This is a genomic window from Gardnerella sp. 30-4, assembly GCF_001641215.1.
Taxonomy (GTDB): domain Bacteria; phylum Actinomycetota; class Actinomycetes; order Actinomycetales; family Bifidobacteriaceae; genus Bifidobacterium; species Bifidobacterium leopoldii.
On record NZ_LXJL01000004.1, the window covers coordinates 1 to 25,072 of the forward strand.

General features: G+C 44.2%; 15 protein-coding genes. 7 read left to right on the forward strand and 8 right to left on the reverse strand.

The features are described 5' to 3' along the window. Positions 1 to 83 precede the first annotated feature (83 nt). Positions 84 to 647, forward strand: a complete 564-nt coding sequence (ahpC, locus tag A5294_RS00405; protein WP_032842454.1) for an alkyl hydroperoxide reductase subunit C — start codon at positions 84 to 86, stop codon at positions 645 to 647. Positions 648 to 693: 46 nt separating this feature from the next. On the opposite strand, the gene A5294_RS00410 is transcribed toward ahpC, so the two are convergent. From A5294_RS00410 to hrcA, 7 genes are all read right to left on the reverse strand, one after another. Next, positions 694 to 1,230 carry a peptidylprolyl isomerase gene (locus A5294_RS00410; protein WP_004119077.1) on the reverse strand — a complete coding sequence of 179 codons (537 nt, stop codon included), beginning with the start codon at positions 1,228 to 1,230 and terminating at the stop codon, positions 694 to 696. 236 nt (positions 1,231 to 1,466) lie between these two features. Beyond that, positions 1,467 to 7,517, reverse strand: coding sequence for a hypothetical protein (locus A5294_RS00415; protein WP_231880162.1), 6,051 nt, complete (start codon positions 7,515 to 7,517; stop codon positions 1,467 to 1,469). Positions 7,518 to 7,858: 341 nt separating this feature from the next. Continuing rightward, on the reverse strand, positions 7,859 to 8,689 hold the full coding sequence (locus A5294_RS00420) for an inositol monophosphatase family protein (RefSeq protein WP_064340188.1): 831 nt from the start codon (positions 8,687 to 8,689) through the stop codon (positions 7,859 to 7,861). Between the two features lie 281 nt (positions 8,690 to 8,970). Then, positions 8,971 to 9,624, reverse strand: a complete 654-nt coding sequence (serB, locus tag A5294_RS00425; RefSeq protein ID WP_082851857.1) for a phosphoserine phosphatase SerB — start codon at positions 9,622 to 9,624, stop codon at positions 8,971 to 8,973. 25 nt (positions 9,625 to 9,649) lie between these two features. Further along, complete coding sequence (fmt, locus tag A5294_RS00430) at positions 9,650 to 10,633, reverse strand: methionyl-tRNA formyltransferase (RefSeq protein WP_064340190.1); 984 nt, start codon at positions 10,631 to 10,633, stop codon at positions 9,650 to 9,652. 82 nt (positions 10,634 to 10,715) lie between these two features. After that, complete coding sequence (dnaJ, locus tag A5294_RS00435) at positions 10,716 to 11,867, reverse strand: molecular chaperone DnaJ (RefSeq protein ID WP_064340191.1); 1,152 nt, start codon at positions 11,865 to 11,867, stop codon at positions 10,716 to 10,718. A 91-nt stretch (positions 11,868 to 11,958) separates the two neighbouring features. Further along, positions 11,959 to 12,975 (reverse strand): heat-inducible transcriptional repressor HrcA, encoded by a 1,017-nt coding sequence (gene hrcA / locus A5294_RS00440; protein ID WP_064340192.1) that lies wholly within the window; start codon positions 12,973 to 12,975, stop codon positions 11,959 to 11,961. Positions 12,976 to 13,195: 220 nt separating this feature from the next. Here hrcA and tkt point away from each other — a divergent pair, with 220 nt between their 5' ends. Beyond that, a complete protein-coding gene (tkt, locus tag A5294_RS00445) occupies positions 13,196 to 15,295 on the forward strand; it encodes a transketolase (RefSeq protein WP_004106357.1) in 2,100 nt (699 codons plus the stop codon). A gap of 204 nt (positions 15,296 to 15,499) precedes the next feature. Continuing rightward, positions 15,500 to 16,603 (forward strand): transaldolase, encoded by a 1,104-nt coding sequence (gene tal / locus A5294_RS00450; RefSeq protein ID WP_032842482.1) that lies wholly within the window; start codon positions 15,500 to 15,502, stop codon positions 16,601 to 16,603. 261 nt (positions 16,604 to 16,864) lie between these two features. Here tal and A5294_RS06870 read toward each other — a convergent pair whose 3' ends face one another. Beyond that, positions 16,865 to 18,211 carry an ATP-binding protein gene (locus A5294_RS06870; protein ID WP_231880163.1) on the reverse strand — a complete coding sequence of 449 codons (1,347 nt, stop codon included), beginning with the start codon at positions 18,209 to 18,211 and terminating at the stop codon, positions 16,865 to 16,867. Between the two features lie 93 nt (positions 18,212 to 18,304). Here A5294_RS06870 and leuS point away from each other — a divergent pair, with 93 nt between their 5' ends. From leuS to holA, 4 genes are all read left to right on the forward strand, one after another. After that, positions 18,305 to 21,289, forward strand: a complete 2,985-nt coding sequence (leuS, locus tag A5294_RS00460) for a leucine--tRNA ligase (protein ID WP_064340193.1) — start codon at positions 18,305 to 18,307, stop codon at positions 21,287 to 21,289. 153 nt (positions 21,290 to 21,442) lie between these two features. Further along, the gene (locus A5294_RS00465) at positions 21,443 to 22,264 is read left to right on the forward strand and encodes a ComEA family DNA-binding protein (RefSeq protein ID WP_064340194.1); all 822 of its coding nucleotides are present in this window, start codon (positions 21,443 to 21,445) and stop codon (positions 22,262 to 22,264) included. Between the two features lie 7 nt (positions 22,265 to 22,271). Further along, the gene (locus A5294_RS00470; RefSeq protein ID WP_004119009.1) at positions 22,272 to 23,963 is read left to right on the forward strand and encodes a ComEC/Rec2 family competence protein; all 1,692 of its coding nucleotides are present in this window, start codon (positions 22,272 to 22,274) and stop codon (positions 23,961 to 23,963) included. Between the two features lie 66 nt (positions 23,964 to 24,029). Beyond that, positions 24,030 to 25,037: a DNA polymerase III subunit delta gene (holA, locus tag A5294_RS00475; RefSeq protein WP_004106442.1), complete on the forward strand. Its 1,008-nt coding sequence runs from the start codon at positions 24,030 to 24,032 to the stop codon at positions 25,035 to 25,037. Positions 25,038 to 25,072: the final 35 nt, after the last annotated feature.

A 25,072-nucleotide genomic window follows, 5' to 3' on the forward strand; every position in this document is an offset into this window, starting at 1 on the left:
GAATTATCAATAGCCATAATCTATTCTTAATAATGAAAATAAAAGCGCAACGAAGGCGCAAATGACCTATTTAGGAGAATGATATGAGTTTAATGAACACACATATTCTTCCATTCAAAGTAAATGGTTATAAGAATGGCGAATTTGTTGAAGTAAACGATACTGATGTTCTTGGCAAATGGGCAATTTTCTTCTTCTATCCAGCTGATTTTTCATTCGTATGCCCAACTGAATTGGAAGATCTTGCAAACCACTATGAGGAATTGCAAAAGCTAGGCGTTGAAGTTTACTCAGTCTCTACGGATACACATTTTGTACACAAAGCATGGCATGACGATTCTGAAGCAATTGCAAAAGTAAAGTACACTATGTTGGGTGATCCTTCTGGAGCTCTTTCGCGTAATTTTGACGCTTGGAATCAAGAATCCGGTTTAGCTCACCGTGCTACGTTCCTCGTAGATCCGCAAGGTATGATTCAGTTCTTTGAGATGACCGCAGACGGAATTGGTCGTAACGCCGACGAGCTCCTTCGTAAAGTTAAAGCAGCACAGTATATTGCAGCGCACCCAGGCGAAGTTTGCCCAGCAAAATGGGAGCAGGGCGAAGAAACCTTGGAACCTTCTATCGATTTAGTCGGCAAAATCTGATTTTTGCAATTAAATATTAAAGARTMTTAAATCAAATAACGTTTAATCACAAAACTTCAATAGAAATAATACCTACAGGCTCAAGAGGAGCATCAGATCGATCCGTTGCGACAGCCTCGAGCTTATCGACAACCGCCTTCGATTCATCGTCAGCAACTTCGCCGAAAATTGTATGGTGACCGTCAAGCCATGGAGTTGGCACAGTTGTAATGAAGAACTGCGAACCGTTAGTGCCATGCAAACGACCGTCACGACCGCGACGCTTTCCAGCATTTGCCATAGCGAGCAAATAAGGCTTATCAAACTTCAAAGATGCATCAATTTCATCGTCAAACTCGTATCCAGGACCGCCAGTTCCATTGCCGAGTGGACAGCCACCCTGAATCATGAAGTCCTTAATAATGCGGTGGAAAGTTAAACCATCGTAAAATGGCTCATGCGAAGGTTTTCTACTGAATGGGTCAAGCCACTCGCGCTCACCGGTAGCTAAGCCAACAAAATTTTTGACGGTTTCAGGCGCTTTACTGTCAAACAAATTGATTTTTATATCGCCTTCAGAAGTATGCATAATAACTGTAGTCATGTGGTAATTCTCCCATATTTTCAAGACTGTTTCAATTCGTGTTAGATAAAAATATTCGCATACAAAAATGCCTCACTTCGCGGAGTAAAGAAAGACGCAAAGTGAGGCACATTTTACATTAACTTCATTATGCTAATTAACCCAATACTCAGCAAACTTACTGAATACAATTAAGCAAGCATTAAGCAGCTCTAAAACTAGCTGATCTGCAATAACCAGACCAGCTAGCAAATATCCTACTTATTACTATGACGAGAAGTACCACGACGCTTAGCCGAGAAAAGCGCAGCACCAGCAGCACTAAGAGTTGCAGCAAACAAGCCAAACACAGACACGTCACTACCAGTCTTACTAAGCTGAGCAACACTACCACTCTTCAACACCTGAGCACGCACAGAAGCACGAACATCAGCCGCATGAGCCTTAGCAGCAGCCAAAGCCTTACGAGCAGCAGAAAGATTCTGAACCGCAGCATCAACCTGAGCCTGAGTAGCGTTAGGATCAGCAGCAACCTTCTTAGCCTCAGCCAAAGCAGCATCCACAACAGCCTGAGCCTTAGCAACTTGAGCATCCGCCTGCTTCACAGCCGGATTATTCTCAACAGCAGCATTCACAACAGCAGAATTTACGCCATTAGCATTATTAGCGTTAGCGTTGGCAGCGTTGGTGTTAGCAGCGTTACCTGCATTACCAGAGTTTACGCCAGCACCAGCTTTACCAGCTACGTTGGCAGAATTACCAGTATTAGCACCAGTATTACCGTTACCAGCATTTCCAGGCTGCGAATCAGACTCAGCACCCTGAATCTGAATGTTCAACTCACCCTTATCCACAGTAGTAGGCGCATTATCATTCACACCATAACCAGCTTCAGAACCAGCATTACCAGTTCCAGTTCCAGTTCCAGTTCCAGTTCCAGCATTACCTGCTCCAGCATTACCTGCTCCAGCATTGCCTGTTCCATAACCAGGAGTTGGCAGTGGACTTGGGCTTGGCAATGGACTTGGGCTTGGCAATGGAGTTGGGGTCGGAGTTGGAGTTGGCTTCTTACCATCCAACGCAGTCTTAGCAGTATTAATAGCATGAACAGCGTTAGCAACCTCATCAGCCGTAGCATCAGTCTTAGCTAACACGCTTTGGCCATCACTAATAGCCTTATCATAAGCACCCTGCTTATTAGCATCAGCATACTTATACGCGTCAGAATCCTTTACCTGCCCAGCAACATCAACAAGAGCCTTCAAACCACTCTTATCAACAGAAGGAGCCGGGGTTGGCTTTTGTTCCTTACCATCAAGATCCTTAGCAGCATTCTGCAATGCAGTCAATGCATCATTAACAGCTTTTTGCTTCTGTTCTTGAGTCTTTGGATCCTCGCCAGCAGCTAACTGTTTCTTGCCCTCAGCATCCGCAATTGCATCTTCAGCCGCTGCAAGTGCCTTGTCGAAAGCATTTTTCTTATCTTTAGAAGCATTCTTGTATACAGGCTTATCCTCCAAAGGCTTATCTTTGTCGACTTCAGCCTGCAATGCAGTTGTATCAATGCCGTCAAGAGCCTTGCGAGTATTCACTAAGTTAGCAAGAGCAGCACCGATTGCATTCTGCTGAGCTGCAGCATCAGCACCAAGCTGAGTTGGATTCTTTGTTGCATTGTCAAGAACAGACTTTGCAGCTTCAAAAGCTTTATTGAATGCTTCCTTCACATTCTTAGTTGCATTCTTGTATACAGGCTGTTCCTTCAAAGCAACATCAGCATCGTACTCTTTTTGCAAGTCGTCAGTGTATAAACCAACACCCTTAACAGTGCTATCAAGACCTTGCATAGCTTTAAGCAAATCATTGTATAAAGCGTTAGCACCGTCAGCGTTAATATTGTCGCTGTCTGCGCCTTCAACCTTATCCAGTTGAGTGTTTGCAGCATTCAAAGCAGCATCGAAAGCATCCTTCTTAGCTTTATCAGCAGAAGAATACTTTGTGTCTTTCTTAAGCGTATCTGCACTCGTAGCAAGATCAGCCAACCGCTTCATCACACCGTTCAAGTTCAACGCTTGTTCAAGAGCATCATCGATATCATCCTTGCCAGTAGACTTTCCATCTTCACCAACGTGCTCAGAGGCATCAGTACTATCAAGAAGATCCTTATAATACTGTTTCTGAGCCTTGTTCAAATACTTAAGATCAGCAATCTGCTTCTTAGCATCCTCAATCTTTTGATGCTTTTCAGCTCGGTTAGCAATACCAGTTGGGTCGCCAAGCTTTGTTGAAGCATCGATTGCATCATTGTACTGCTTCTTTTCCTCTGGAGAGAGATTAGTCTTATTGACACGATCATGAGCAGCTTTCTTCTCTTCGGCAAGTGCAGAATCTTGATCGTTGGTGATACTAGAAGTATCGCGCTTACCCTTGGCATTTTCAACTGCCGTATTAGCTGCCGCAAGTGCAGTATTCACTGTGTTAAGAGCGCCCGTAATCTCAGAAGGCTTGGTTGCAGAGTCAACTGTAGTCTTTGCAGTTTCAATAGCAGCAGTTGCAGCAGTATACTTTTCCGTTGCGGTTTTCTTCTGCTCATCAGTCAATGCATTGTATGCTGCATCAAGATTCTGCTTCATGTCATCAAGCTCAGACTTTGCATTATCTTTAGCTTGAGCTTCATTTTTATTGTTCTGTTGCTTTGCAGCTTCGAGAGCAGCGCGAATCTCAGATGCAGATGCAGGATTTGCTTTCAACTTCTCAGCCAAAGTTGTAAGAGTTTGATCCTCAGTAGGAGTTCCATGAAGCAACTTATTCAAAGCAGCATCTTCAGTGTGATTTGGATCAGACGAATCAGCATCTCCACCCTTACCATGGTCAAGGAAGTAAAGATGCGCTTCTTCAATTTCCTTCTTAACACCATTAAGTTCGCTGAGTTTCTTGGCTTCATCAACAACGCTATTCACGCTATTAATGTCAGCTGCTTTATCGACCTTACCCTTAAGATCCTTCTTTTCATCATCACTCAAATTAGGAAGCTTGCTGATAATATCCTTAGCAGCTTCTTTAGCAGCATCGAGTTTCTGCTGGTTCTCAGCGTCAGCACCATTCTGATTGCCGCTTATTTCACCCTTAATCTTAGGATCATTAGAAGTTGAGTTCTGATTTGCTTTCTCTGCAGCTTCCTTCAAAATGTTTTGAATCTGCTCAGCAGTAGTTGCTGCATCAATACGCTTATCAAAACCATCCTTATCTGTCTTAGTCAGATTTGGATTATGATCGATAGTCTCCTTAGCTTGCTTCTTCATCTCGTTAAGAGCATCGTCGCTAAGCTTTGGAGTTTCTTCCTTCTTCTTGTAGCTAATAGCAACAGTGAAAAGCTGAGTACCCTTGGCATCCTTAAATACCATTGACTTATAATCAGCGGCATCGCCAGTCTTACTGGAAGTAACTGACTTAATATTATCGTCAGCAATCTCCATATCAATAGTGCCAGACTTTGGAGTTAAATCAGTAGGCAAAGCTGTAGTAACAGTATTAGCATGGAAATTGTCGCTCTTATCGTAGTTAGCTTTTACGAACGCTTCCACAGCCTTCTTGAAATCATCTTCAGTAGGCGTGGCTGGATTATCAACAACAACCTCACCAATAGAATTGTACGTACGATCAGCATGCTTTGCTTCACTCAGCTTCTTAATAAGATCACGAAGCTCTCCAGCATCATTCATCTTATCAATAGCTTCATTAGTTATTTTATCTTTATCCAAACCAGCTCTTGTAAAGTCAGATTTAGTAAGATTTTTCTTTTCCTTCAGAAGATTCTTAGCAAGAGCCTTCAGCTGATCAATAGTGTTGTCTTTATTGTTATTCTTCTTCTTGATGTAGATATCTTTGCTATCAATAAATATCTGTTGGGTCATACTATGATCAGTATCATCATCATCCTCTACAGGTGTAGAATCATAATTAATTGTTATGTCTCCCAAATGAGAAGAAACCATTACATCTACAATATGACCATTCCCAATACCATAAGGAGTCATTGATGGATCTTTTGCAGTTAAATTGGAATTCTCAATTGTAATAATACTACTACTACCGTCGTAGTTTATTTTAGGAACTGTACCGTTGTAATTCAACGTAATGAACTGCTTAAGAGCCTCTTGCTCTTCTGCTAACGTTGGAGAATCACCAGCAATGTTGACATGAGGAATTTTATATTTATATCCATCCTTAGTCTCTTCATTTTTTTGCGTAGGATTCTGAGTACCAGATCCAGTTGACTGCTTCTTATAGAAGATGCCGATTGGATACTTTCTATCTTCATATCCTTTAGCTTTAAAAGTTACAGTGCCAGTTGCAATATCAATCTTTGCAGAAGTAAGAGTTACAGTCTTATTACTATCGCTTGCGTCCTTAGCTGTTAAAGCTTGCAATGAAGCTTCAAGGTTGGTAAGTTGCTTATTATCAATTGTTGCAGTCGTATCAAATGGATCGAAAGCAACTTCCGTAGGTGTTTGTGGCAAATCAACCGTAAACTCTTTGGTAGTTTGCTTTTGCTCAGGCGTTGGAGCTTGCGTCTGCTTCTTCTTCAAGAACTGCCAAGCAGGAATGGTAGTTTGTGAACCATCTTCCCAAGTAATTACAGCATTGTTTTTGTCATCAAACGTTACAGGAGACGTATTATTGTTATGGTTTTTAGCATCTTTATAAACAGGGAAACTCTTATTTGCTTCATCAAATGCCGACGCAATAGCAGCCTTTTGCTCTTCAGTTAATGACTTAGATGGGTCATCTACTTCCGTAGGAACTGGAACGCGATACGGCGCCCAATCGGCGATAGTTGCACCTTGATACACCAAATCTGTAGAAGGAATAGTAAGCTCTGATCCATCAGCATAAGTAACTTTTGCACTGCCGTCTTCTTGAACGCGAATTTCATACTGGTTATTAGTTTTCTTCACATTCTGCAAGAAGGCATTAGGCGTAGAACCACCATTAGCATTAATAATTGCCTGAGTTACCGCAGTCTTTTCATCAGACGTGAGCTTCGACAACTTCACTACAGGCGTACGAGCTGGAAGCGTTGGCTTATACTTGTCTTTATCTGTTTCGTTCTTTAATACCAATAAGCTAGCCGGCATAACACGCTTAGTGCCGTCTGTAAAAGTAATAGTCGCATTACCTTTAGTGTCAACACTAATGCCGTCTTTTGCTAGCAACTGATCAAATAGATTTGGATGGTCTTTATCGTTACTCTTATTAGCATCATTAATAGCAGTTTTTACTGCTTTCTGTTCATTATCATCAAGCGAGTCAAGATTCTTTACAGGCGTCGGCTTAGGATATTTCAATTCCAAATGATCCGCAATCTTTGGTGCACGCATCGTGCTGCCTGCAACGTAACGCCAATTACCAACACCGCGGTAAATGCCTGCAACAAACAATAGCGGCTTCTGATCGCGCTGCTTCCAAGCATCATCTGTCATTTCTGCTACATACGACATTTCGTAGTAGCGTTGACCAGCAGACTCCCAGTCAGCAAAAATACCTTGAAGACCGTTAGCATTACCATCCTTGTAAATATTCCACTGATCTCTGGTATTACCAGAATTATCGTAATCTCCTGATTTACCACCAATACCGACCATACGCTGCCAACCCTTGCCATCGATGGTCTTGTCGCTACCAGAGTAATAATCGCGTGAAACACTGTGTTTCCACTGATCTATGCTGTTATACGTGTGGTCACTTGCTACAACATAGCCTTGCCTTGAAGCATTTTTCAACTTTTTAGCGCCAGGAGTAGATGGACTAGAAGCCTCTTGAGTTCCTCGCTCATTCCTTACCAAGCGGATTTGGGAAATCGTATCTGCTTTCAAACCATTTGGCACACCAAACCACCAAGTTGGTCTTAAAGCCCACTTATCTGGTTGTTTATTGGCATCCTCAGGATTATTAGAAGTATATTCAACGCGCACAAACTTACCAAGCGGATCAACACCATCGTTTCCACCTTTAAGCGCGTCAGCCTTAGTTTTATAATATGTTACTTTAATCAGCAAACGCTCTTTACTGTAATCAGCGTCAGCTTTGTAGCCGTAATAAACGCGAGCACCATCACCACTTACATAGCCGTCAGCATACGCAGGCAAAGGAGTAGAAACGAATACCCCCCCCCCAATCACCATAGCACCTGCGAGCATAGCTGCGCACACGCTCTTAGAAAGTGGCGCGTAAATAACGCTGTTACTAGATTTTTTCATAGACTTTTGCAAATCAGCAAGATGCTTTGCACTCATGATCTTCTTCGTCATTATTCCTCACTTCAATAATGTGTCTTCTTTATGTTTCTGCTTATACATAATTTGTAATATGCAATCATGCGGCAGCCAATAAATTAGCATTCGCTTCTTTGTTTCATACCAATTTGCTATTTACACAACGCTTCATACTCTCTTAATACGTTTCAATATGCATAAAAATGTGCAAACTGACACTCATACAGGTTGTATGATACTCACATGTTCATACATTGCAAGTAGTTTTATGCTATAATTTCGTAATTTGTATTTCACTACCGCATAAATCCCACATGAATTGCATATTACGACGTCATAATATTTATTAAAAATTACGACACACACGAGATTATTAGTTACTTAAGATACGGCTTTAACTCTTTAATAAGCAAGCCATTAGAAGCAACCACATCATTTTCCTTGCGCCAATGAATAGGGCTTCCATCCCACTGGCACACCTGGCACTGCGCCTCTTCCACAACCACAGCACCAGCAGAAACAGCTGGAATATCCCAATAATGCAAGTGAGGCTCAAAATAAGCGTCATAAGTGCCATCTGCCACCTTGCACAAGTCGAGCGACGCAGGTCCAATACGCTTAATATCCGCAGGACAGCCTTCTTCAACAGAAGCAACTACGCCAAGTGCACGCTTAGATTCACCAGGTATATAAGACATTCCGTAGCAAACCACAGATCCTTGCAAAGTAGAAGTTGTGGAAGGCGTAATCTTCTCACGCTTCTCTCCTTGCGGAGTCCTACGAATACGAATAGCACCCTGACCCTTTGCAGCCAAATAAGTCAATCCCAACGCAGGAGCGTGCACAACGCCAAGAACCGGACGAGCGGAGCCTTCATCGTTAAACTCAAAAAGCGAAACCGTAAGAGTCCACTCAGCCATATCGCGATTAAAATTAATAGCGCCGTCGACGTTTCCAACACACCAAAAACGGTCTCCCGGATTGCACTGCTCCGGCCTAGTTTGCCAAAAACCTTGGAAAGGATTCACATAAGTCAAACGATTTTGAATAAAACGCACGAGCTTATCACCAAAACCAGATTCAGATTTATTAGGATCACCCAACGCAATCGACGTCATATCTTGAGGGCTTAATTGATCCTGATACGCATGTTTACCAACATCTTCCAAAATACGCGCAACTTCAAGCGCAACTTCTCGTAAATTCAACTTACACTCCCTACCCTAAATGCATAAAATTCCCGTACTTATGCACACTCTCTCTCCTATAAATTAACTTTATTTTACTCACTTAATAGAAAGATTCACCAACAMATTTAAGCTCTGTGGTTAAAAGATACAGRACTTTCACAAAAAAATTTAATCATTAATCTTTAATCATTGCTTCATTATTTTACATTGCTTATGTACATTCATCAACTTTTCGTTCTATAAATGCAAGAAATCCCCCAAAACTCGCGCAACAGTAAACAAGAGACCTTAAAAACAGATTAATTCGCATTCAAAAAACGCAAGACAGCGCTTAAATCGCGAGTAAGAATGCGGTAAGGAGTGGCCGCCTGAACTGCTGGTTTTGCGCAAAAAGCTACGCCTAATCCAGCAAATTTAATCATTGAAATATCGTTCGCTCCATCCCCCACGGCAACAGTTTGCTCGCGATCAATTCCAAGATTAGTTGCCCAAGTTCTAAGCGCTTCAACTTTTGCATTAGCGTTAACAATATTTCCTAGCACGTTGCCAGTAAGCTTTCCGTCAATAGACTCTAAATGGTGAGCCGCCCAAAAATCAATATTCAAACTCGGCAAAAATTCGTCCAAAATCTCGTGAAAACCGCCAGAAACTGCGCCAACTTTCCAACCATGTGTATGAAGCGTGTCAATTAAAACATTCGCGCCTTTAGTTACATGAATTTTAGAAATAATACGCTTTTTGCACTCGTCAAGATTCAAATCGCGAAGCATACACACGCGCGAACGCAAGGAAGTATCGAAAGTAATTTCGCCACGCATTGCTCGCGCTGTAATCTCAGAAAGCTCATCTCCGCATCCAGCTTCTGCACCGAGCAAATCGATAACTTCTTCCTCAATAAGCGTTGCATCAACATCCATAACCAAAAGTCCGGATTTAGACAAAGTTGGCAACATCGAAGAAAAGTTTATACTCATAATTTTATGCGCAGTAAGCTGCTGCCGAAAGCCTGGCTCCGCGCGCCCAGTCTGCCGCTTTCATAGCTTTCTTACCTTGCGCTTTTACTTCCAAAAGCTCAAGTGCGCCGCTTAAAGTACCGACCCAAACTTGCTTCTTACCAGCAAGTAATTTTCCAGGATCAAGCTGATTAAAATCTTGGGCATGCGGATCGTTAGCATCTGCAGGAACTGCGCGCAAAACATGCAAAGTAATCGGCTCTGCGTTATTCTCATCGTCCGCGTGAAGTTCGCACCACGCACCTGGATTTGGCGTACAAGCGCGAATTTGACGGTCAACAGCAAAATCTGGCGCATGAAAATCAATGTGAGCATCTTCAACAGTGATTTTTTGCGCAACTTCTTGAGGAGTTTGATCTTGATCAACCGGCACAATTTCACCAGTTTCCATGCCACGAAGAGATGCTGCAAGAAGCGGAGCGCCGTCGTTTGCAAGTCGCGCAAGAAGATCGCCAGAATTTTCGTGAGGCTCAATTTTTGTAGTAAACTGCGCCAAAATAGGCCCGCAATCCATGCCGCGTGTAATGCGAAAAACAGTAGCACCTGTAATATCATCCCCAGCCCAAATGGCGCGCTGCACAGGAGCTGCACCTCGCCATTGCGGAAGAAGCGAAAAATGAAGATTATACCAGCCGAGTGGCAACGCGTCTAAAACATTCTGGCGCAAAATCTTACCGTATGCTACAACTGCTGCAGCTTTTGCACCGGTTGCCGCAAGCTGTTCAAGAAACACATTTTCATCTTTAGGATCCGACTCAAGCACTGGCAAGCCGAGCTCAAGAGCAGCCTGTTTCACAGGGCTTGGCACAAGCTTTCTGCCGCGACCAGTCGGAGCGTCCGGTCGCGTAAGAACAGCGCGAACATCAAAATGCTCACTATCTTTAGCTAACTCGCGAAGAGACGGAACCGCAACTTCCGGAGTTCCAGCAAACAATATTGGTAATGCCATATTTCCCCACTATTTTAAATTAAAGCCGTAAATTAAAGCCGTAAATTGAATCCGTTTAAAGCAGTAAATTAAAGCCGTAAAATCAGCCGGCAAAAGCTTCCTTTAATTTACTAAAGAAACCTTTACGCTCACTCGACTGCTCACTTAACGAATGTTGCTGCACTTGCTTCACAGAACTATCATGCAACTTAGCAAATTTTTCAATCAAAGAACGCTCTTCATCATTCAACTTAGAAGGCGTTTGCACCAGCACATGAACCACGATATTTCCGCGATCTTTAGAACGAAGCTTCGTTACACCAAGATTTGGCAAAGTAATAGTGTCTTCGTTTTGGCAACCTGCAGGAATCGTTATTTTCTGAGCACCATCAAAAGTGTCGATTTCAAGACTGCGACCAAGAACAGCCCAGCTCATAGGAACTGTAATCCAGCAATGCAAATCATCCTCGTTGCGAGTAAATTGCTTATCTGCACGAATATGAATATCAACGTACAAATCGCCAGCAGGACCGCCGCACTCACCAACGCTTCCTTGAGAAGCTAAGCGCAAACGACTGCCATCACGAATTCCAGCCGGTACGTTCACGCCAACTTCACGAATTGAACGCACGCGACCATGACCGTGGCAGTTTTGGCAAAGATTCTTAATAATCGTGCCATGACCTTCGCAATGCTCACAAGGCATCGAAGACATCATTTGACCGAGCATAGTGCGAACAACTTTTTGACAGAAGCCGGAACCGTGGCATACTGAGCACTGTTCTGGAGCGGAATTGTCGGCAGAACCGGAACCAGAGCAATCCTTACAAACACCAAAAGTAGTTAACCGTACGCTAACGTTTCCGCCAAAAATAGCGGTTTTCAAATCAATACGAGCCTCAGCTAACGCATCGTCACCAGGCTGCACACGCGAAATTGGTCCTTGCGAATTGCCGAAAGAGCCACCAAAGAATTGGCTGAAAATGTCGCCCATTCCCATGTCTGCAAAACCAGCGCCTGAAGCTCCGGCACTTCCTGCAGAAGGATCGTTAGGATCAACACCCATGTCTACCATTCGACGCTTTTCAGGATTAGAAAGCACGTCATAGGCAGCATTTACTTCCTTAAACTTTTCTTCAAACTCAGCGCCTGCAATATCAGGATGATATTTGCGGCTCATCTTGCGGTAGGCTTTGCGAATTTCGTCGTCGCTAGCATTGTGATCAACGCCTAGAACTTTGTAGTAATCAGTCAATTAATTCCCCTTTTACCTTTTTCTAAAATCATTTTTGCATAAGGCACAGCCAGACATAAGCCGAATAACCAGCCATAAACCAGCCATGTTTTTATGAATTTTCGGATATAAACGAATTAAGGTAGCGCGCAACAGCCTTAACAGCAGTCATCGTTGCAGCATAATCCATATGCGTAGGACCAATTGATCCAATAAAAGCAGAGTCAGAATCAGCATTGTAGCCGTAAGCGCTTGTTACAACAGAAGCGTTAAGCAAACCAGGAGTATGCGTTTCCGAGCCGATTGCAACACTAACACCACTTGCACAATCGCTTGCTTCCTCACTTAAAGAAGTCATAAGTCGCATAATAACAGCCTGTTCTTCGAGTGCGTCAAAAAGTGAAGCAAAATCAACAATACTTTGTCTATGCGCAAGTTGAGAAGCTCCAGCCATGTATAAGCCGTGAGCATGCTCACCGTCATGCATATCTTCTAAAGCATTAGCAAGTTGACTAATAATTTGCAAAGCTGATGCTAAATCTTTGTGATTTGCGAGCGCATAAACGCGTTGTGAAGCAGATGAAAGGGATAGCCCAATGCAGCACTCATTAACCATATTAGTTAGATGCAATAAGTCATCTGAATTTATATTAGTTGCTTGAATCATGTGCTGAGCTACGCCTCCAGCATCTGTAATCACAACAACCAAAAGCGTAGAAGACGATACTTGAACAATCTCAATTCTTTTTACTTTTGACTTAGACAATGCTGGAGATGCTACGAGAGCGACTTGACCCGTAATACTTGCAAGAAGACGTGCGGAACGTTGCAAAGTATCTTGTAAACTGACAGATCCGCTCAAAAAGTTACGTATAGCGCGACGCTGCGGTTCAGAAAGCGGAATAACAGAAGCCAAACCGTCAACAAAGTAGCGATAGCCTTTTTCAGTAGGAATACGACCTGCAGAAGTGTGCGGTTGAACAAGGTATCCCTCCTCTTCCAAAGCCGACATATCGTTACGAATAGTAGCTGAACTCACACCAAGCTGATGATGCTTTGCAAGAGCCGCAGAACCAACAGGCTCTTGAGAACGAATATAATCCTCGACAACTGCGCGCAAAATCATCATGCGTCGTGACTGCATTACCACTCCTTACAAACACGTCTAAATACTATATTCCTATAGTAGTCTATTTCTTAGCACGCAACAGAACATAAAAGCAAACTTTTGACACACTTTGTAACATATTCGTCGCGCGCGAAAGATAGGATTGAAGGGCAATGAGAGGGTAAAAAGCCAGCGTAAGCTGTGCTTAAAAACCCGGATTATTGGAAGGAAAGTAGATCACATGACCGATTTCAACTGGTCTGCATTAGACGAGCGCGCCGTAAAGATGGCGAAGGTTCTCTCGGCTGATGCTGTTGAGCGAGCAGGACACGGACATCCTGGCTCCCCTGTTTCATTAGCACCGATTGCGTACACATTGTACCAGCATTTCATTAAGCACGATCCAGCTGACCCAAAGTGGGCTGGCCGTGATCGTTTTATTCTTTCTGGCGGTCACGCTTCGCTTACGCAATACGTGCAGTTGTTCTTCTCTGGATACGGCTTGACTCTTGACGATCTCAAGTATTTCCGTGGCGGTGCAGACACGCGTACTCCAGGCCACCCAGAATACGGCTTGACTCCAGGCATCGAAATGACTACTGGCCCACTCGGTCAGGGTCTTGCCTCTGCTGTTGGTTTTGCCTATGGTCAGCGCTTTGAGCGCGGTCTTCTTGATCCAGAAGCTCCAGCCGGCACTTCCCCATTCGATCACAAGGTTTGGGTTATCTGCGGCGAAGGCGACGTTGAGGAAGGCGTTTCTTCTGAAGCTGCTTCCTTGGCTGGAAACCAGAAGCTTGGCAATTTGACTGTAATCTTCGATGCAAACCATATTCAGATTGAAGGCGACACTAAGCTCACCTTCTCTGAGGATATTCTTGCTCGTTACCGCGCCTACGGTTGGTACACCGATGAAGTTAGCTTCATCCAGCCAGACGGCTCCTACAAGGAAGACGTTCAGGCTTTGGCTGCAGCTATTGAAAAGGCTCAGGAAGTTACCGACAAGCCTCACTTCATTAAGGTTAATACTTTGATTGCTTGGCCAACCCCAGGCAAGACCAACAACGAAGCTTCCCACGGCTCTAAGCTTGGCGAAGAAGCTGTGAAGGGCTTGAAGGAACTTTGCGGTTTCGACCCAGAAGTTCAATTCCCAATCGACGAAGAAGCTTTGGCTCACGCTCGCAAGGTTGCAGAGCGCGGCTTGGCTGCTCACAAGGCTTGGGACGAAGCTCTTGCAAAGTGGGCTGCCGCCAACCCAGATAAGGCTGCTCTCTACGAGCGCATTAAGGCTGGCAAGCTTCCTGAAGGCTTCGACAAGGCTATTGACGACTTGGTTGCTGGCTTCGAAGTTGGTTCTAAGGTCGCTACCCGTAAGGCTTCCGGCGCAGTTCTTAACGCAATTGCTGCCGTTATGCCAGAACTTTGGGGTGGTTCCGCTGATTTGGGCGGCTCCAACAACACCAACATTAAGGGTGCTGACTCCTTCGGTCCATCCGAGGATGCAACTCGCACTTGGCCAAACGTTTCCGAGCATGGCCGTCAGCTTCACTTCGGTGTGCGTGAGTTCGCAATGGGTGCTATTACCAACGGTATTTTGCTTGGTTCTGACACTCGCCCATTCAATGGCACCTTCTTCCAGTTCTCTGACTACGAGCGCCCAGCAGTTCGCTTGGCTGCTTTGATGGAGATTCCAAACCTCTACGTTTGGACCCACGATTCCGTAGCTTTGGGCGAAGATGGTCCAACTCACCAGCCAATCGAACACTTGACTGCTTTCCGCGCTATTCCTCAACTTGAGGTTGTACGCCCTGCAGATGAGTACGAAACTGCTGAAGCTTACCGTTACTTCTTCGAGAAGAAGAACAGCTACCCAACTGCCATGATTTTGACCCGCCAGGGCGTTCCAACCCTCGCTGAGACTGCTGAAAAGGCTCGCGAAGGCGTCAAGCACGGCGCTTACGTTTTGGTTGATTGCGAAGGCACTCCAGACGTAATCATCATGGCAACCGGTTCCGAAGTTCAGTGGGCTGTTGCTGGCGCCAAGACTTTGGCAGCTGAAGGCATCAAGGCTCGCGTTCTTTCCATGCCATCTCTCGAATGGTTCGAAGAACAGGACGAAGAGTACAAGGAAGAAATCTTGCCAAAGTCCGTCAAGGCTCGCGTTTCCATCGAAGCTGGCTTGGCATTGCCTTGGTACAAGTATCTTGGCGATTGCGGCAAGGCTGTTTCTATCGAACAGTACGGCTTGCAGGGTGACGGCGGTCAGAACATGATCGACTTGGGCATTACTGCTGAGCACGTAGTAGAAGCTGCTAAGGCTTCTATCGAAGAAGCTCGCGCTTAAGTAAATAAGCGAAATAAAGCTTGATGTATCAAAATAAAATTGATATGTCACAAAACTAGAAGTGCTGACGAAACACTTCGCAAGAAACAGCGACGGCGTGTTGATGCCGAGCTACCGTTGGTTCGACATCAACCGCTGTTTCTTGTAAAAACGCCAAACTACCGACGTGCCCCAATTGGTGGAGCACAGTGTTAAGGAGATAACATGACTGAAGCAACGCAGCGCACCAGCGATTCCGGCGTTTCTATTTGGTTGGACGATTTGTCCCGTACCCGCATTGAGTCCGGCTCTTTGCAGGATTTGATTGCTAATAAGAATGTTGTTGGCGTTACCACCAACCCATCCATCTTCCAGAAGGCTTTGAGCCAGGTTGGCCCATACGATGCACAGCTTAAGGAACTCGGCAAGGTCGACGTTGAAACCGCTATCCGCGAGTTGACCACCACCGACGTTCGTAACGCAACCGATATCTTCCGCGAGATCGCTGAAAAGACCGACTTCGTTGACGGCCGCGTCTCCATCGAAGTTGACCCACGCTTGGCTCACGATACTGCTAACACTGAGAAGCAGGCTGAAGAGCTTTGGGCAAAGGTTGATCGTCCAAACGTTATGATCAAGATTCCTGCAACTTTGGAAGGTCTTCCAGCTATCACCGCTACCCTTGCTAAGGGTATTTCTGTGAACGTAACCTTGATCTTCTCCCTCGAGCGCTACGAGCAGGTTATCGACGCCTTCATCGAAGGTATCGCTCAGGCTGCCGCTAACGGCCACGACTTGAAGCACATTGGTTCCGTGGCTTCCTTCTTCGTCTCCCGCGTTGATACCGCTGTTGACAAGCTCCTCGAAGCTAACGGCTCTGCTGAAGCTAAGGCTCTTGAAGGCAAGGCTGCTGTTGCTAACGCTCGCTTGGCTTACGAACTCTTCGAGAAGAAGTTCGCAGCTGACCCACGTTGGGCTGAGCTTGAGGCCAAGGGTGCTAAGAAGCAGCGTCCACTTTGGGCTTCTACTGGCACAAAGAACGCAGCTTACTCCGATTGCAAGTATGTTGACGAGTTGGTTGCTGAGCATGTTGTTAACACCATGCCAGAAAAGACTTTGAACGCTCTTGCTGATCACGGCAACGGCGCTCCTTCCGTCAAGGGTACTTACGAAGAGAGCCACGCTGTTATGAACAAGCTTGCTGAGCTTGGCATCAACATCAAGGACGTTACCGACAAGCTTGAGGCCGACGGTGTTGCCGCCTTCATCAAGTCTTGGGATTCCGTGATTGCTGACGTGCAGTCCGGCATCGATCGTGTAAACGCCTGATTTGATTAATCAGTAATAAATAAACATAAACCGCACATGTTCGTGGATTAATTCACACATGTGCGGTTTTTTTGTTTGTGCAGCACTCCAAACACGAGGAAAACTCCCCACAATTGGAGCGCTCAAGCAGACTAACCAACTGAGAAAGTAACGGCGATTACTTGCCAGAAAGAGTTTGCCAGCGAGATTTGGTTAAAACGTTACGATGGCGCACGCGAGTTTCGTGCATAAGCGATTAATTCACACATGTGCGGTTTTTGTTTAACTGCGGTTAAAAACGTAGGTAGTAGCTCGACCTTTTCCACAAACTGAAATATCTCCTCTACTAACTAAATCAGATAACAATTGCTTAGCCTTGGTACTACCCACGTTAAGAATATTTTGCACTTGCTCACGCTTTATTGTTCCATGATTATGTACTGCTTCAATAATCTTTTTATAGCAATCGTCAACGCTCATACGTTTATGCGAGTTATTAGAATCTTGCGAAAGTGAATTTGTAGTAAGTTCTGAATTATAAGTACCGTTCACTAAATTCAATGAATTAGCATTAAGTTCAGTTTTGTTTTTTGAAGAACCAGATACAAAGTTATTCTTATCGCTTACAAAAAATTCAAGAGTAGTACGGTCTGGATTAAAGGACTCACTTAACATTGGATAGCGTATTCCAGCCCAATCACAACCAGCTCTCATAGCATCAAATCCGCTTCCAGCACGTTCAACAACAGAAATCAGCGCGAACATTTTAAGCAGTGCTGGATTCCGAGAATCAGAAAAACCTCCAGCTAAAGCCACTTCTACAGGCATACGTAAGCAACCCGGGTTTGCAAAAGAAAGCTTAAAACCATCATTTGCGCTATTTGTTTCTATAGAAGATTGTGAAGAACCATCAACATCAGTACTCACAGCATCATCATATGTAATAACAGTGTTACCTCGCATATAATAATCAGCATGAATCAACGTGTTTGCAAGGGCTTCTCTAACTGCCATATGCAACGGAGTATCATCAACTCGTAATGACTGCGAATTAAGCAAAAATGGTACATCAATTTTACGAGAAAGACGCTGCCATACAATACTCCAAAAATCATAAAGATTTCCACTCCACGAACCATCCGAGCTGACAATCCTATGACTCCACCTACTATCAGCATTGGTAATTTCTCTGTAGTCGAGAAAATAGTACGGAAATTCCGTAATAATGCACCACTCCTGACCAAACATTAAAAGACCCGATCGAGTAGGATGCAATTTATTCGACTCGTCTTTTGCTAACGCTCCGATTCTCATAAGAAATTCATCTGTATCAAGCGTAAGCCAAGGATGTTGAGGACGCACTGCACTTAGCATATTGCGGTAAGAGCGCACAGTCTCCATATCAAAATCGTCAACACTGTGTTGCAACAGTGGAGATTGATCCATAGAATTTACGCTCGAACCATTGTCTCTGACCATCGCTTGATACTCTTCTTGCGAACATTTGTAGTCGCCTTCGAAATTACGACGATACGTACCGCCTATAGGATTTCCATTAATATAAATCGGTTTATCAGAACGATTTGCTCTTGGAACGGTTATGCGAATAATAGATTTGTTATCATCCATCTGTTCAATAGAMATATTTTCTTNAATAAAATATCAACAAAACTTGTAAAAAGTGTTGCGTAATGACGATATTAGACGCTATAGTCCTAGGGTATGAACGACAACGATCAACAGTATGCAACAGCTGACAACAAAGCTACTATTGCTGAGCCAGCTTTTCGTTACAACGCGCAGCTCGCACAAGATATTGAGCAGCGCTGGCAAAAAACCTGGGATGAACAAGGCACGTTCTGGGCTGCTAATGTTAAAGGCGATTTGAAGGGTGGCGAAGGCAAGCTTGCTGACGGTCGTCCTTCTTTCTTTGCAATGGACATGTTCCCGTATCCTTCCGGCAAAGGCTTACACGTTGGACATCCTCTTGGATATTTGGCAACGGATGTTGTAAGCCGTTACCATCGCATGAAGGGTGAGAATGTTCTTCATGCAATGGGTTACGACGCTTTTGGTTTGCCAGCAGAACAGTATGCTGTTCAAACTGGTCAGCATCCGCGCATCACCACTGAGGCAAATATTGCTAATATGCGCAGGCAGTTGCATCGTATGGGCTTGAGTTTTGACGATCGTAGGTCTTTTGCAACGATTGACACAAATTATGTGCGTTGGACGCAATGGATTTTCTCGAAGCTTTATGACGCTTGGTATGACACTAATTTTGTGCGCAAAGACGGCGGAAAGGGTTCTGCTCGTCCGATTGCTGAACTCGTTGATGAGTTTAAGAGCGGCAAGCGCGAAATTCCTGGTTTTACAGGCAAAAAGTGGGAAGAGCTTAATAAAGTAGAGCAAGCGGATGTATTAAACAATTTCCGTATTGCTTATATTTCTAAATCTCCTGTAAATTGGTGCCCAGGCTTGGGAACTGTGCTTGCAAACGAGGAAGTTACTGCAGAAGGTAAGTCTGAACGCGGAAACTTCCCAGTATTCCAGCGCAACCTTCGCCAGTGGTCCATGCGAATTACCGCTTACGGACACCGCTTGGTGGAAGATTTGAACACTATTGATTGGCCAGAAAAAGTTAAGCTTATGCAGCGAAACTGGATCGGCGAATCTCACGGTGCATCTGTGCACTTTGAAGTGCCATGTGCGGACGGCGAAACGCGCGATTTGGAAGTGTACACTACTCGTCCAGACACGCTTTTTGGTACAACGTTTGCGGTTGTTTCCGTAGATCACCCAATTCTTGAGCATGTTCCAGAAGCTTGGGGTGCGGACGTTCCAGAAAGCTGGAAGGGCGGTTACGCAAGTCTTAAAGAAGGCTTGGCAGAGTATCAAGCTCAAGCTCGCGCGAAGACTGCTAAAGATCGCACGGAAGATGCAGGAGCAAAAACCGGCTTGTTTACTGGTCTTTACGCAATTAATCCTGTAACTGGAGCAAAACTTCCGCTGTTTGCTGCTGACTACGTGCTTATGGGTTACGGTACAGGCGCAATTATGGCGGTTCCTGGCGGCGACCAGCGCGATTATGATTTCGCAAAAGCATTCGGTTTGCCAGTAATTTACACTGTTGAGCCTTTGCCTGATTCCGAAGAAAAGTTGGCAGATTACGAAGGTAAAGCTCCGTTTGTTTCTCACGACGGAATTGTTATTAATTCAGCAGTAGAACATACGCACAAGCTTGGTGACGCTTTGTCTATTAACGGTTTGCGCGTAGACGAAGCTATTAAAAAGGTGACTACTTGGCTTGAAGCTGCAGGCGTAGGAAAAGGTAGGGTTTCTTACCGACTTCGCGACTGGCTGTTCTCTCGCCAGCGCTACTGGGGTGAGCCATTCCCAATCGTTTATGACGAAGATGGTGTTGCTCACTTAGTGCCAGATAGCGAGCTTCCAATTGCATTGCCGGACGTTCCTGATTATCAGCCAAAAACTTACGCTCCAGACGATGCAAATTCGGAGCCTGAAGCACCTTTGAGCCGAAACGAAGATTGGGTAAAAGTTCAGCTCGACCTTGGCGATGGCGTAAAAACCTACTATCGTGACACCAACACTATGCCGAACTGGGCTGGTTCTTGCTGGTATTACATGCGCTACTTGGATCCAAACGATGCTGAGCATATGGTTGACAGCGATGAATACGACTACTGGATGGGCACAAACCGTCCAGGCAAAGAGCATGTTTCTGGCGGCGTTGACCTTTATGTTGGTGGTGTAGAGCACGCAGTTTTGCACTTGCTTTACTCGCGCTTCTGGCATAAGGCGCTTTACGACTTGGGTTACGTGGATTCTGCTGAACCATTCCACCGCTTGTTTAACCAGGGTATGATTCAGGCTTACGCTTATACGGATGAGCGCGGACAGTACGTTCCTGCTGACGAGGTTGAAGAAGGTGCTTCAAACAGCGCTGGTGAGCCAACCTTTACATGGCATGGCGAGAGCGTGAACCGCGAGTTCGGCAAAATGGGCAAGAGCTTAAAGAATATTGTGACTCCAGACTACATGTACGAGAACTACGGTGCAGATACGTTCCGCTTGTACGAAATGAGCATGGGTCCGCTTTCTGAATCTCGCCCGTGGAATACGCGTAACGTTGTTGGTGGCATGCGATTCTTGCAGCGCTTGTGGCGTAACGTTGTGAACGAAGAAACCGGAGCTTGCGTGGTAACCGACGACGCACTCGACGAGAAGACGTTGAAGGTTCTTAACAACACAATTGCAGAAGTGACTGTGGAAATGGAAGCAATGCGTCCAAATACTGCAATTGCTAAGCTGATTGTGCTTAACAACCACTTGACTTCGCTTCCTCACGTGCCGCGAGCAGCTGTCGAGCCGCTGGTTCTTATGCTGGCTCCAATTGCGCCGCATATTTGCGAAGAAATGTGGAGCAAGCTTGGACACGCAAAGTCGATTGCTCACGCAGATTGGCCTGTTGCGGATTCTCGCTACGTTGGTGAGGATACTGTTACTGCAGTTGTGCAAATAAAGGGCAAGGTTCGAGCAAAGCTTGAAGTTGACCCAAATATTGACGCTTCTGAGCTTGAAAAGCTCGCGCTAGAAGCTGTAGCTGATCGCTTGGGCGGTAAGGCTCCGCGCAAGGTGATTGTGAAGGCTCCTAAGATTGTGTCTATTGTGCCTGACGAGAGCTGAGTCGAAGCTAAAGTCTGCTTAATTAATGCTGTATTGCGCGATTTTTCGTGCTTTACAGCATTTTTTGCTTTTAACCACAGGCGCATATTTTTGTTGCGAAGTGTTATAAGTTGCCCAATAGTTAAGTTAAGAACTTTAAGAGTTGGGGGATTTATGGAAGACTTTGAGCAGAATTTTGGGCAGAATCATGAGCATAATTTTAGGCTTAATAAGCCTGCGTCTGATTTGCCTAGGAGACGAATTGCAACGTCTTTAGAAGAATTTTCTAACAGCAATTTTGATAAAAATTTTAGTGACGACTATTGCGAAAAAGCTTGTAATTCTTTTGATGAAGAAATTATAAGTAGAAAAACTCATCCTAGATTTCACATGAAGCCTGTACATACGCTTGCTTTAATGCTGATACTAGTTGCGGCTCTTTGTGCAAGCTTGACAATGCTTATTTCTCAATCCTTAACATATCAACGAGTTCAGAACGAAAAAGCAGGCGCGTTTGCAATAGAAAACGACGATACTAGTCGCGAAAAGCATTCTTTTAGCGATTTAAAAGGTAACAATAAAAATGATGATGAAGAAAAAAGTGTAAGTAATGAACTCGACGAAAACAGCGGAGGTGACGGAAGTAAAGGCAACAGAGGAAGTAAAGGTGATAGTAACGACAAAAGCGACGTGAGCAACAAAAGCGACAGAAGTAATAAAAGTGACAGAAGTAATAAAAGTGACAGAAGTAATAAAAGTGACAGAAGCGACAAAAATACTGCTTCTAATCAAAGTAGCACTGGCAGAATCAATATAAACACGGCAACGCTTGATCAACTAGAAACCTTAAAAGGAATCGGTCCCAAAACTGCTGCGCGCATTATCGCTCAGCGTAAAAGAGTTGGTTATTTTCGCAGTTTAGAAGATTTGATGCAAATTAAAGGAATTGGGCCTAAAACCTTGAATAAATTCCGTGGGAATGTTGACGTCAAATAGGTGAATTATGCGAGAAAACGTAGAAAAAGTAGAAAACGTTTCTGGAAGTCGTGACTTTCGTATGATTCCTGTTGCTGCAGCGTGCTGGGCTGGGTGCTTAATTGGAAAATTCTTATGCGATTTTACTATAATTTATTGCATTTCAATAGTTTTATTCAATGCAACTATAGTTTCGATTTTTATATTTTGCAAAAAATTTAAGTTTTTTATATGGCGTAGAACAGTTTTAGTGATAATAAACGCTTTTGTAGCTGCGTTCATGCTTTCGTACATAACTCAATATGTGATATCTGGTGACGTTATTATGCGAGAAATACGCGGCAATAATCCTACTAAAGCACTGTATTCTCGAGGAAATAATGCCGGGTGTGCACATTTTGCAGAATTTACAGTAGTTACTCCTGTGCGCTCGTCTAGAAGTTTTAAAGGAGATTGCCAAGCTAATGTTCAAGTGCATAAGTTTGATGCGCAAAAAAGTTACGTTCAAGCGCGACTGTATGCGTATTCGCCAATATGCAAGCAACTTAGCTATGGTTCTAGCCTAAGCGTTCCTGTTAGCGTGAAAGCTTCGAGATTTGATAGTAGTAAGCCTGAATTGCATGTAGAAAAAACTCAACGAAATTTGCATGTTGTACAAGACTCAGACTTTTGGCACAAAGCCGTTAGTAATTTGTGGAAATCGTTTTATGACGTAACAAATAAGCTCGATATGCAAGGCAGAATGTTGGTTCCTGGAGTAACTGTTGGCATGCTTGGGCAAGAATATGTGCCAGTAGAGGATGCAAGTTCACTTGAGCCTGTCGACGAAACTTATGCGAATATGACACGTCAACATTTTCAACATGCTGGAATCATGCACGTTATGGCAGTTTCAGGCGGACACTTTTTGCTACTTAGTATGATTATTCGCAAGTTTTGCGCACGATTACTGTTGGCTCGTTGGGCTACATCTTTAATACAAATTACGTTGCAAATTGCTTTGGCTGCGATAGTTTACCCTTCTGCATCTGTGCTTCGAGCGTTAATTATGGGAATAATATCCGCTGTTGCGTGGTGTTGCAAACGTCCATACCAGTCAGTTAGTGCTTTAAGTTGGACTGTTATTGGAGTGTTACTAGTAAACCCTTCGTATGCTTGGGATTATGCTTTTGCTCTTTCTTCTGCAGCAACTTTGGGAATTGTTGTTATGGGAGTGCCGATTTCTAAAACGCTTGCAAAATATATGCCATCTTGTGTTGCTTCTGCGCTAGCTATAACGCTTTCTGCACAATTTTGGACTATGCCAGTGCAAATTCTTATGCAACCGGAAGTGTCTTTTATGTCTGTGCCAGCTAATCTAATAGTCGCTCCTCTTATGGATTGGGCAACAGTGTGCGGCTTAATTTCACTAGTTTGTGCGAGCTTTAACGATGGATTATCGCTTATTTTCGCAAGAGCTTCATCAATTGGAACAAGCTTTATGCAAAAGTGCGCGTGTTGGTGCGATGAAGTATCTTTTGGCGTGTTTCCATGGATAAAAGGTGCTGCAGGAGCGTGGGCAATGTTGTGTGCAGAATTTGTGATATTGGCTTTGTTTATGCTAGCTTTGCGAGCTTTTCGCAATAAGTATTATGTTCAAAGAGCTAGCATAATTGGTCAACTGTGGTCTGCTTCGGCAAAGCGAACATTACGAGAAGCAGAGAAAATTTTCGAAGAGTAGCAAACACGCACGCATATTCGAATGCAATATTATGATGGTTAAGAGTTGGTTGGTTTAAGGAGCATTATGGCAGCAAATAATAAGCGCGCGCAACGCGTTATGCCAGTTACGCTGGTAGTTGGAGGTGACGCTTACTTAAACGAGCTAAATGCTCGAAATGTGCGTGAAAAAGTTCAAAAAAGTGCTCCGGATGCTGAAATTATTGAACTTGATGCGTCAACTGCGGATCAGTACGCATTTGACGAAGCTGTAGGTCCTTCGCTTTTCGGTGACGGAACGATTGTAATAATAAATAATTTGCAACAAGCAGACGAGTCTTTAGTGGACGCAATCGAAAATTTCTGCAAACAAACGCAAAATAGTGAAAATAGCGAAAATAATTTTGTAGACTCTTCTGCAACTTGGGTTATTGCGCGTCACGAAGGTGGGCTTAAAGGAAAGTCTATTATTACGCGCCTTACGAAAGCTGGCGCAAACACAATTACAGTGCCGGATCTTAAAAAAGACGATGCCAAGCTCAACTTCGTTATGAGCATATTTGAGCGTCACAATCGAAGCGTTGAGCCTCAAGCAGCACAACGTCTTGTGTCAGTTTTGGGAAGTAAAACAGGGGAGCTTGCAGCATTATGCTCGCAATTATGCTTCGACTATGACGATAATCCAATAACGCTTGATATTGTCGACCGATACTTGATTGCAGATCCGCAAGTTACCGGCTTTTTTGTTGCAGATAAAGCTGTTGCAGGTCATGCAGGTTCTGCTGTGCTTGCAGCAAGAACTGCAATTGCTCAAGGAGTTGACGCCATAGCATTAATAGGTGCTTTGGCTGCAAAAGTACGCGTAATTGCGCTCGCAATGGCAATTCGCAACGGCACGATTTCTAGTGCTGAAGCGAAAGTAAACCCGTGGGCTCTTAAAATGGCAATGCGTCAGCTTGCTGGATGGAATAGTGCAGGTGTTTCTAAATGTTTGCAATCTTTAGCTTGGGCGGATGAGCAGTGCAAAGGCGGATCTAGTGATGCGAATTATGCGCTTGAAAAATGTATTATGCTCATTGCGTCTCGAGGAAATTAGAAAGCGTAAATTAAGAATCGTAAATTAAGAATCGT

What these genes read in the sequence shown, in the direction of transcription:
- holA (WP_004106442.1), top strand. Translation starts at nt 24,030, where the DNA reads ATGGCAGCAAATAATAAGCGCGCGCAACGCGTTATGCCAGTTACGCTG.
- ahpC (WP_032842454.1), top strand. Translation starts at nt 84, where the DNA reads ATGAGTTTAATGAACACACATATTCTTCCATTCAAAGTAAATGGTTAT.
- leuS (WP_064340193.1), top strand. Translation starts at nt 18,305, where the DNA reads ATGAACGACAACGATCAACAGTATGCAACAGCTGACAACAAAGCTACT.
- A5294_RS00415 (WP_231880162.1), bottom strand. Translation starts at nt 7,517, where the DNA reads ATGACGAAGAAGATCATGAGTGCAAAGCATCTTGCTGATTTGCAAAAG.
- A5294_RS00470 (WP_004119009.1), top strand. Translation starts at nt 22,272, where the DNA reads ATGCGAGAAAACGTAGAAAAAGTAGAAAACGTTTCTGGAAGTCGTGAC.
- A5294_RS06870 (WP_231880163.1), bottom strand. Translation starts at nt 18,211, where the DNA reads ATGGATGATAACAAATCTATTATTCGCATAACCGTTCCAAGAGCAAAT.
- A5294_RS00410 (WP_004119077.1), bottom strand. Translation starts at nt 1,230, where the DNA reads ATGACTACAGTTATTATGCATACTTCTGAAGGCGATATAAAAATCAAT.
- serB (WP_082851857.1), bottom strand. Translation starts at nt 9,624, where the DNA reads ATGTTGCCAACTTTGTCTAAATCCGGACTTTTGGTTATGGATGTTGAT.
- hrcA (WP_064340192.1), bottom strand. Translation starts at nt 12,975, where the DNA reads ATGATGATTTTGCGCGCAGTTGTCGAGGATTATATTCGTTCTCAAGAG.
- fmt (WP_064340190.1), bottom strand. Translation starts at nt 10,633, where the DNA reads ATGGCATTACCAATATTGTTTGCTGGAACTCCGGAAGTTGCGGTTCCG.
- A5294_RS00465 (WP_064340194.1), top strand. Translation starts at nt 21,443, where the DNA reads ATGGAAGACTTTGAGCAGAATTTTGGGCAGAATCATGAGCATAATTTT.
- tal (WP_032842482.1), top strand. Translation starts at nt 15,500, where the DNA reads ATGACTGAAGCAACGCAGCGCACCAGCGATTCCGGCGTTTCTATTTGG.
- tkt (WP_004106357.1), top strand. Translation starts at nt 13,196, where the DNA reads ATGACCGATTTCAACTGGTCTGCATTAGACGAGCGCGCCGTAAAGATG.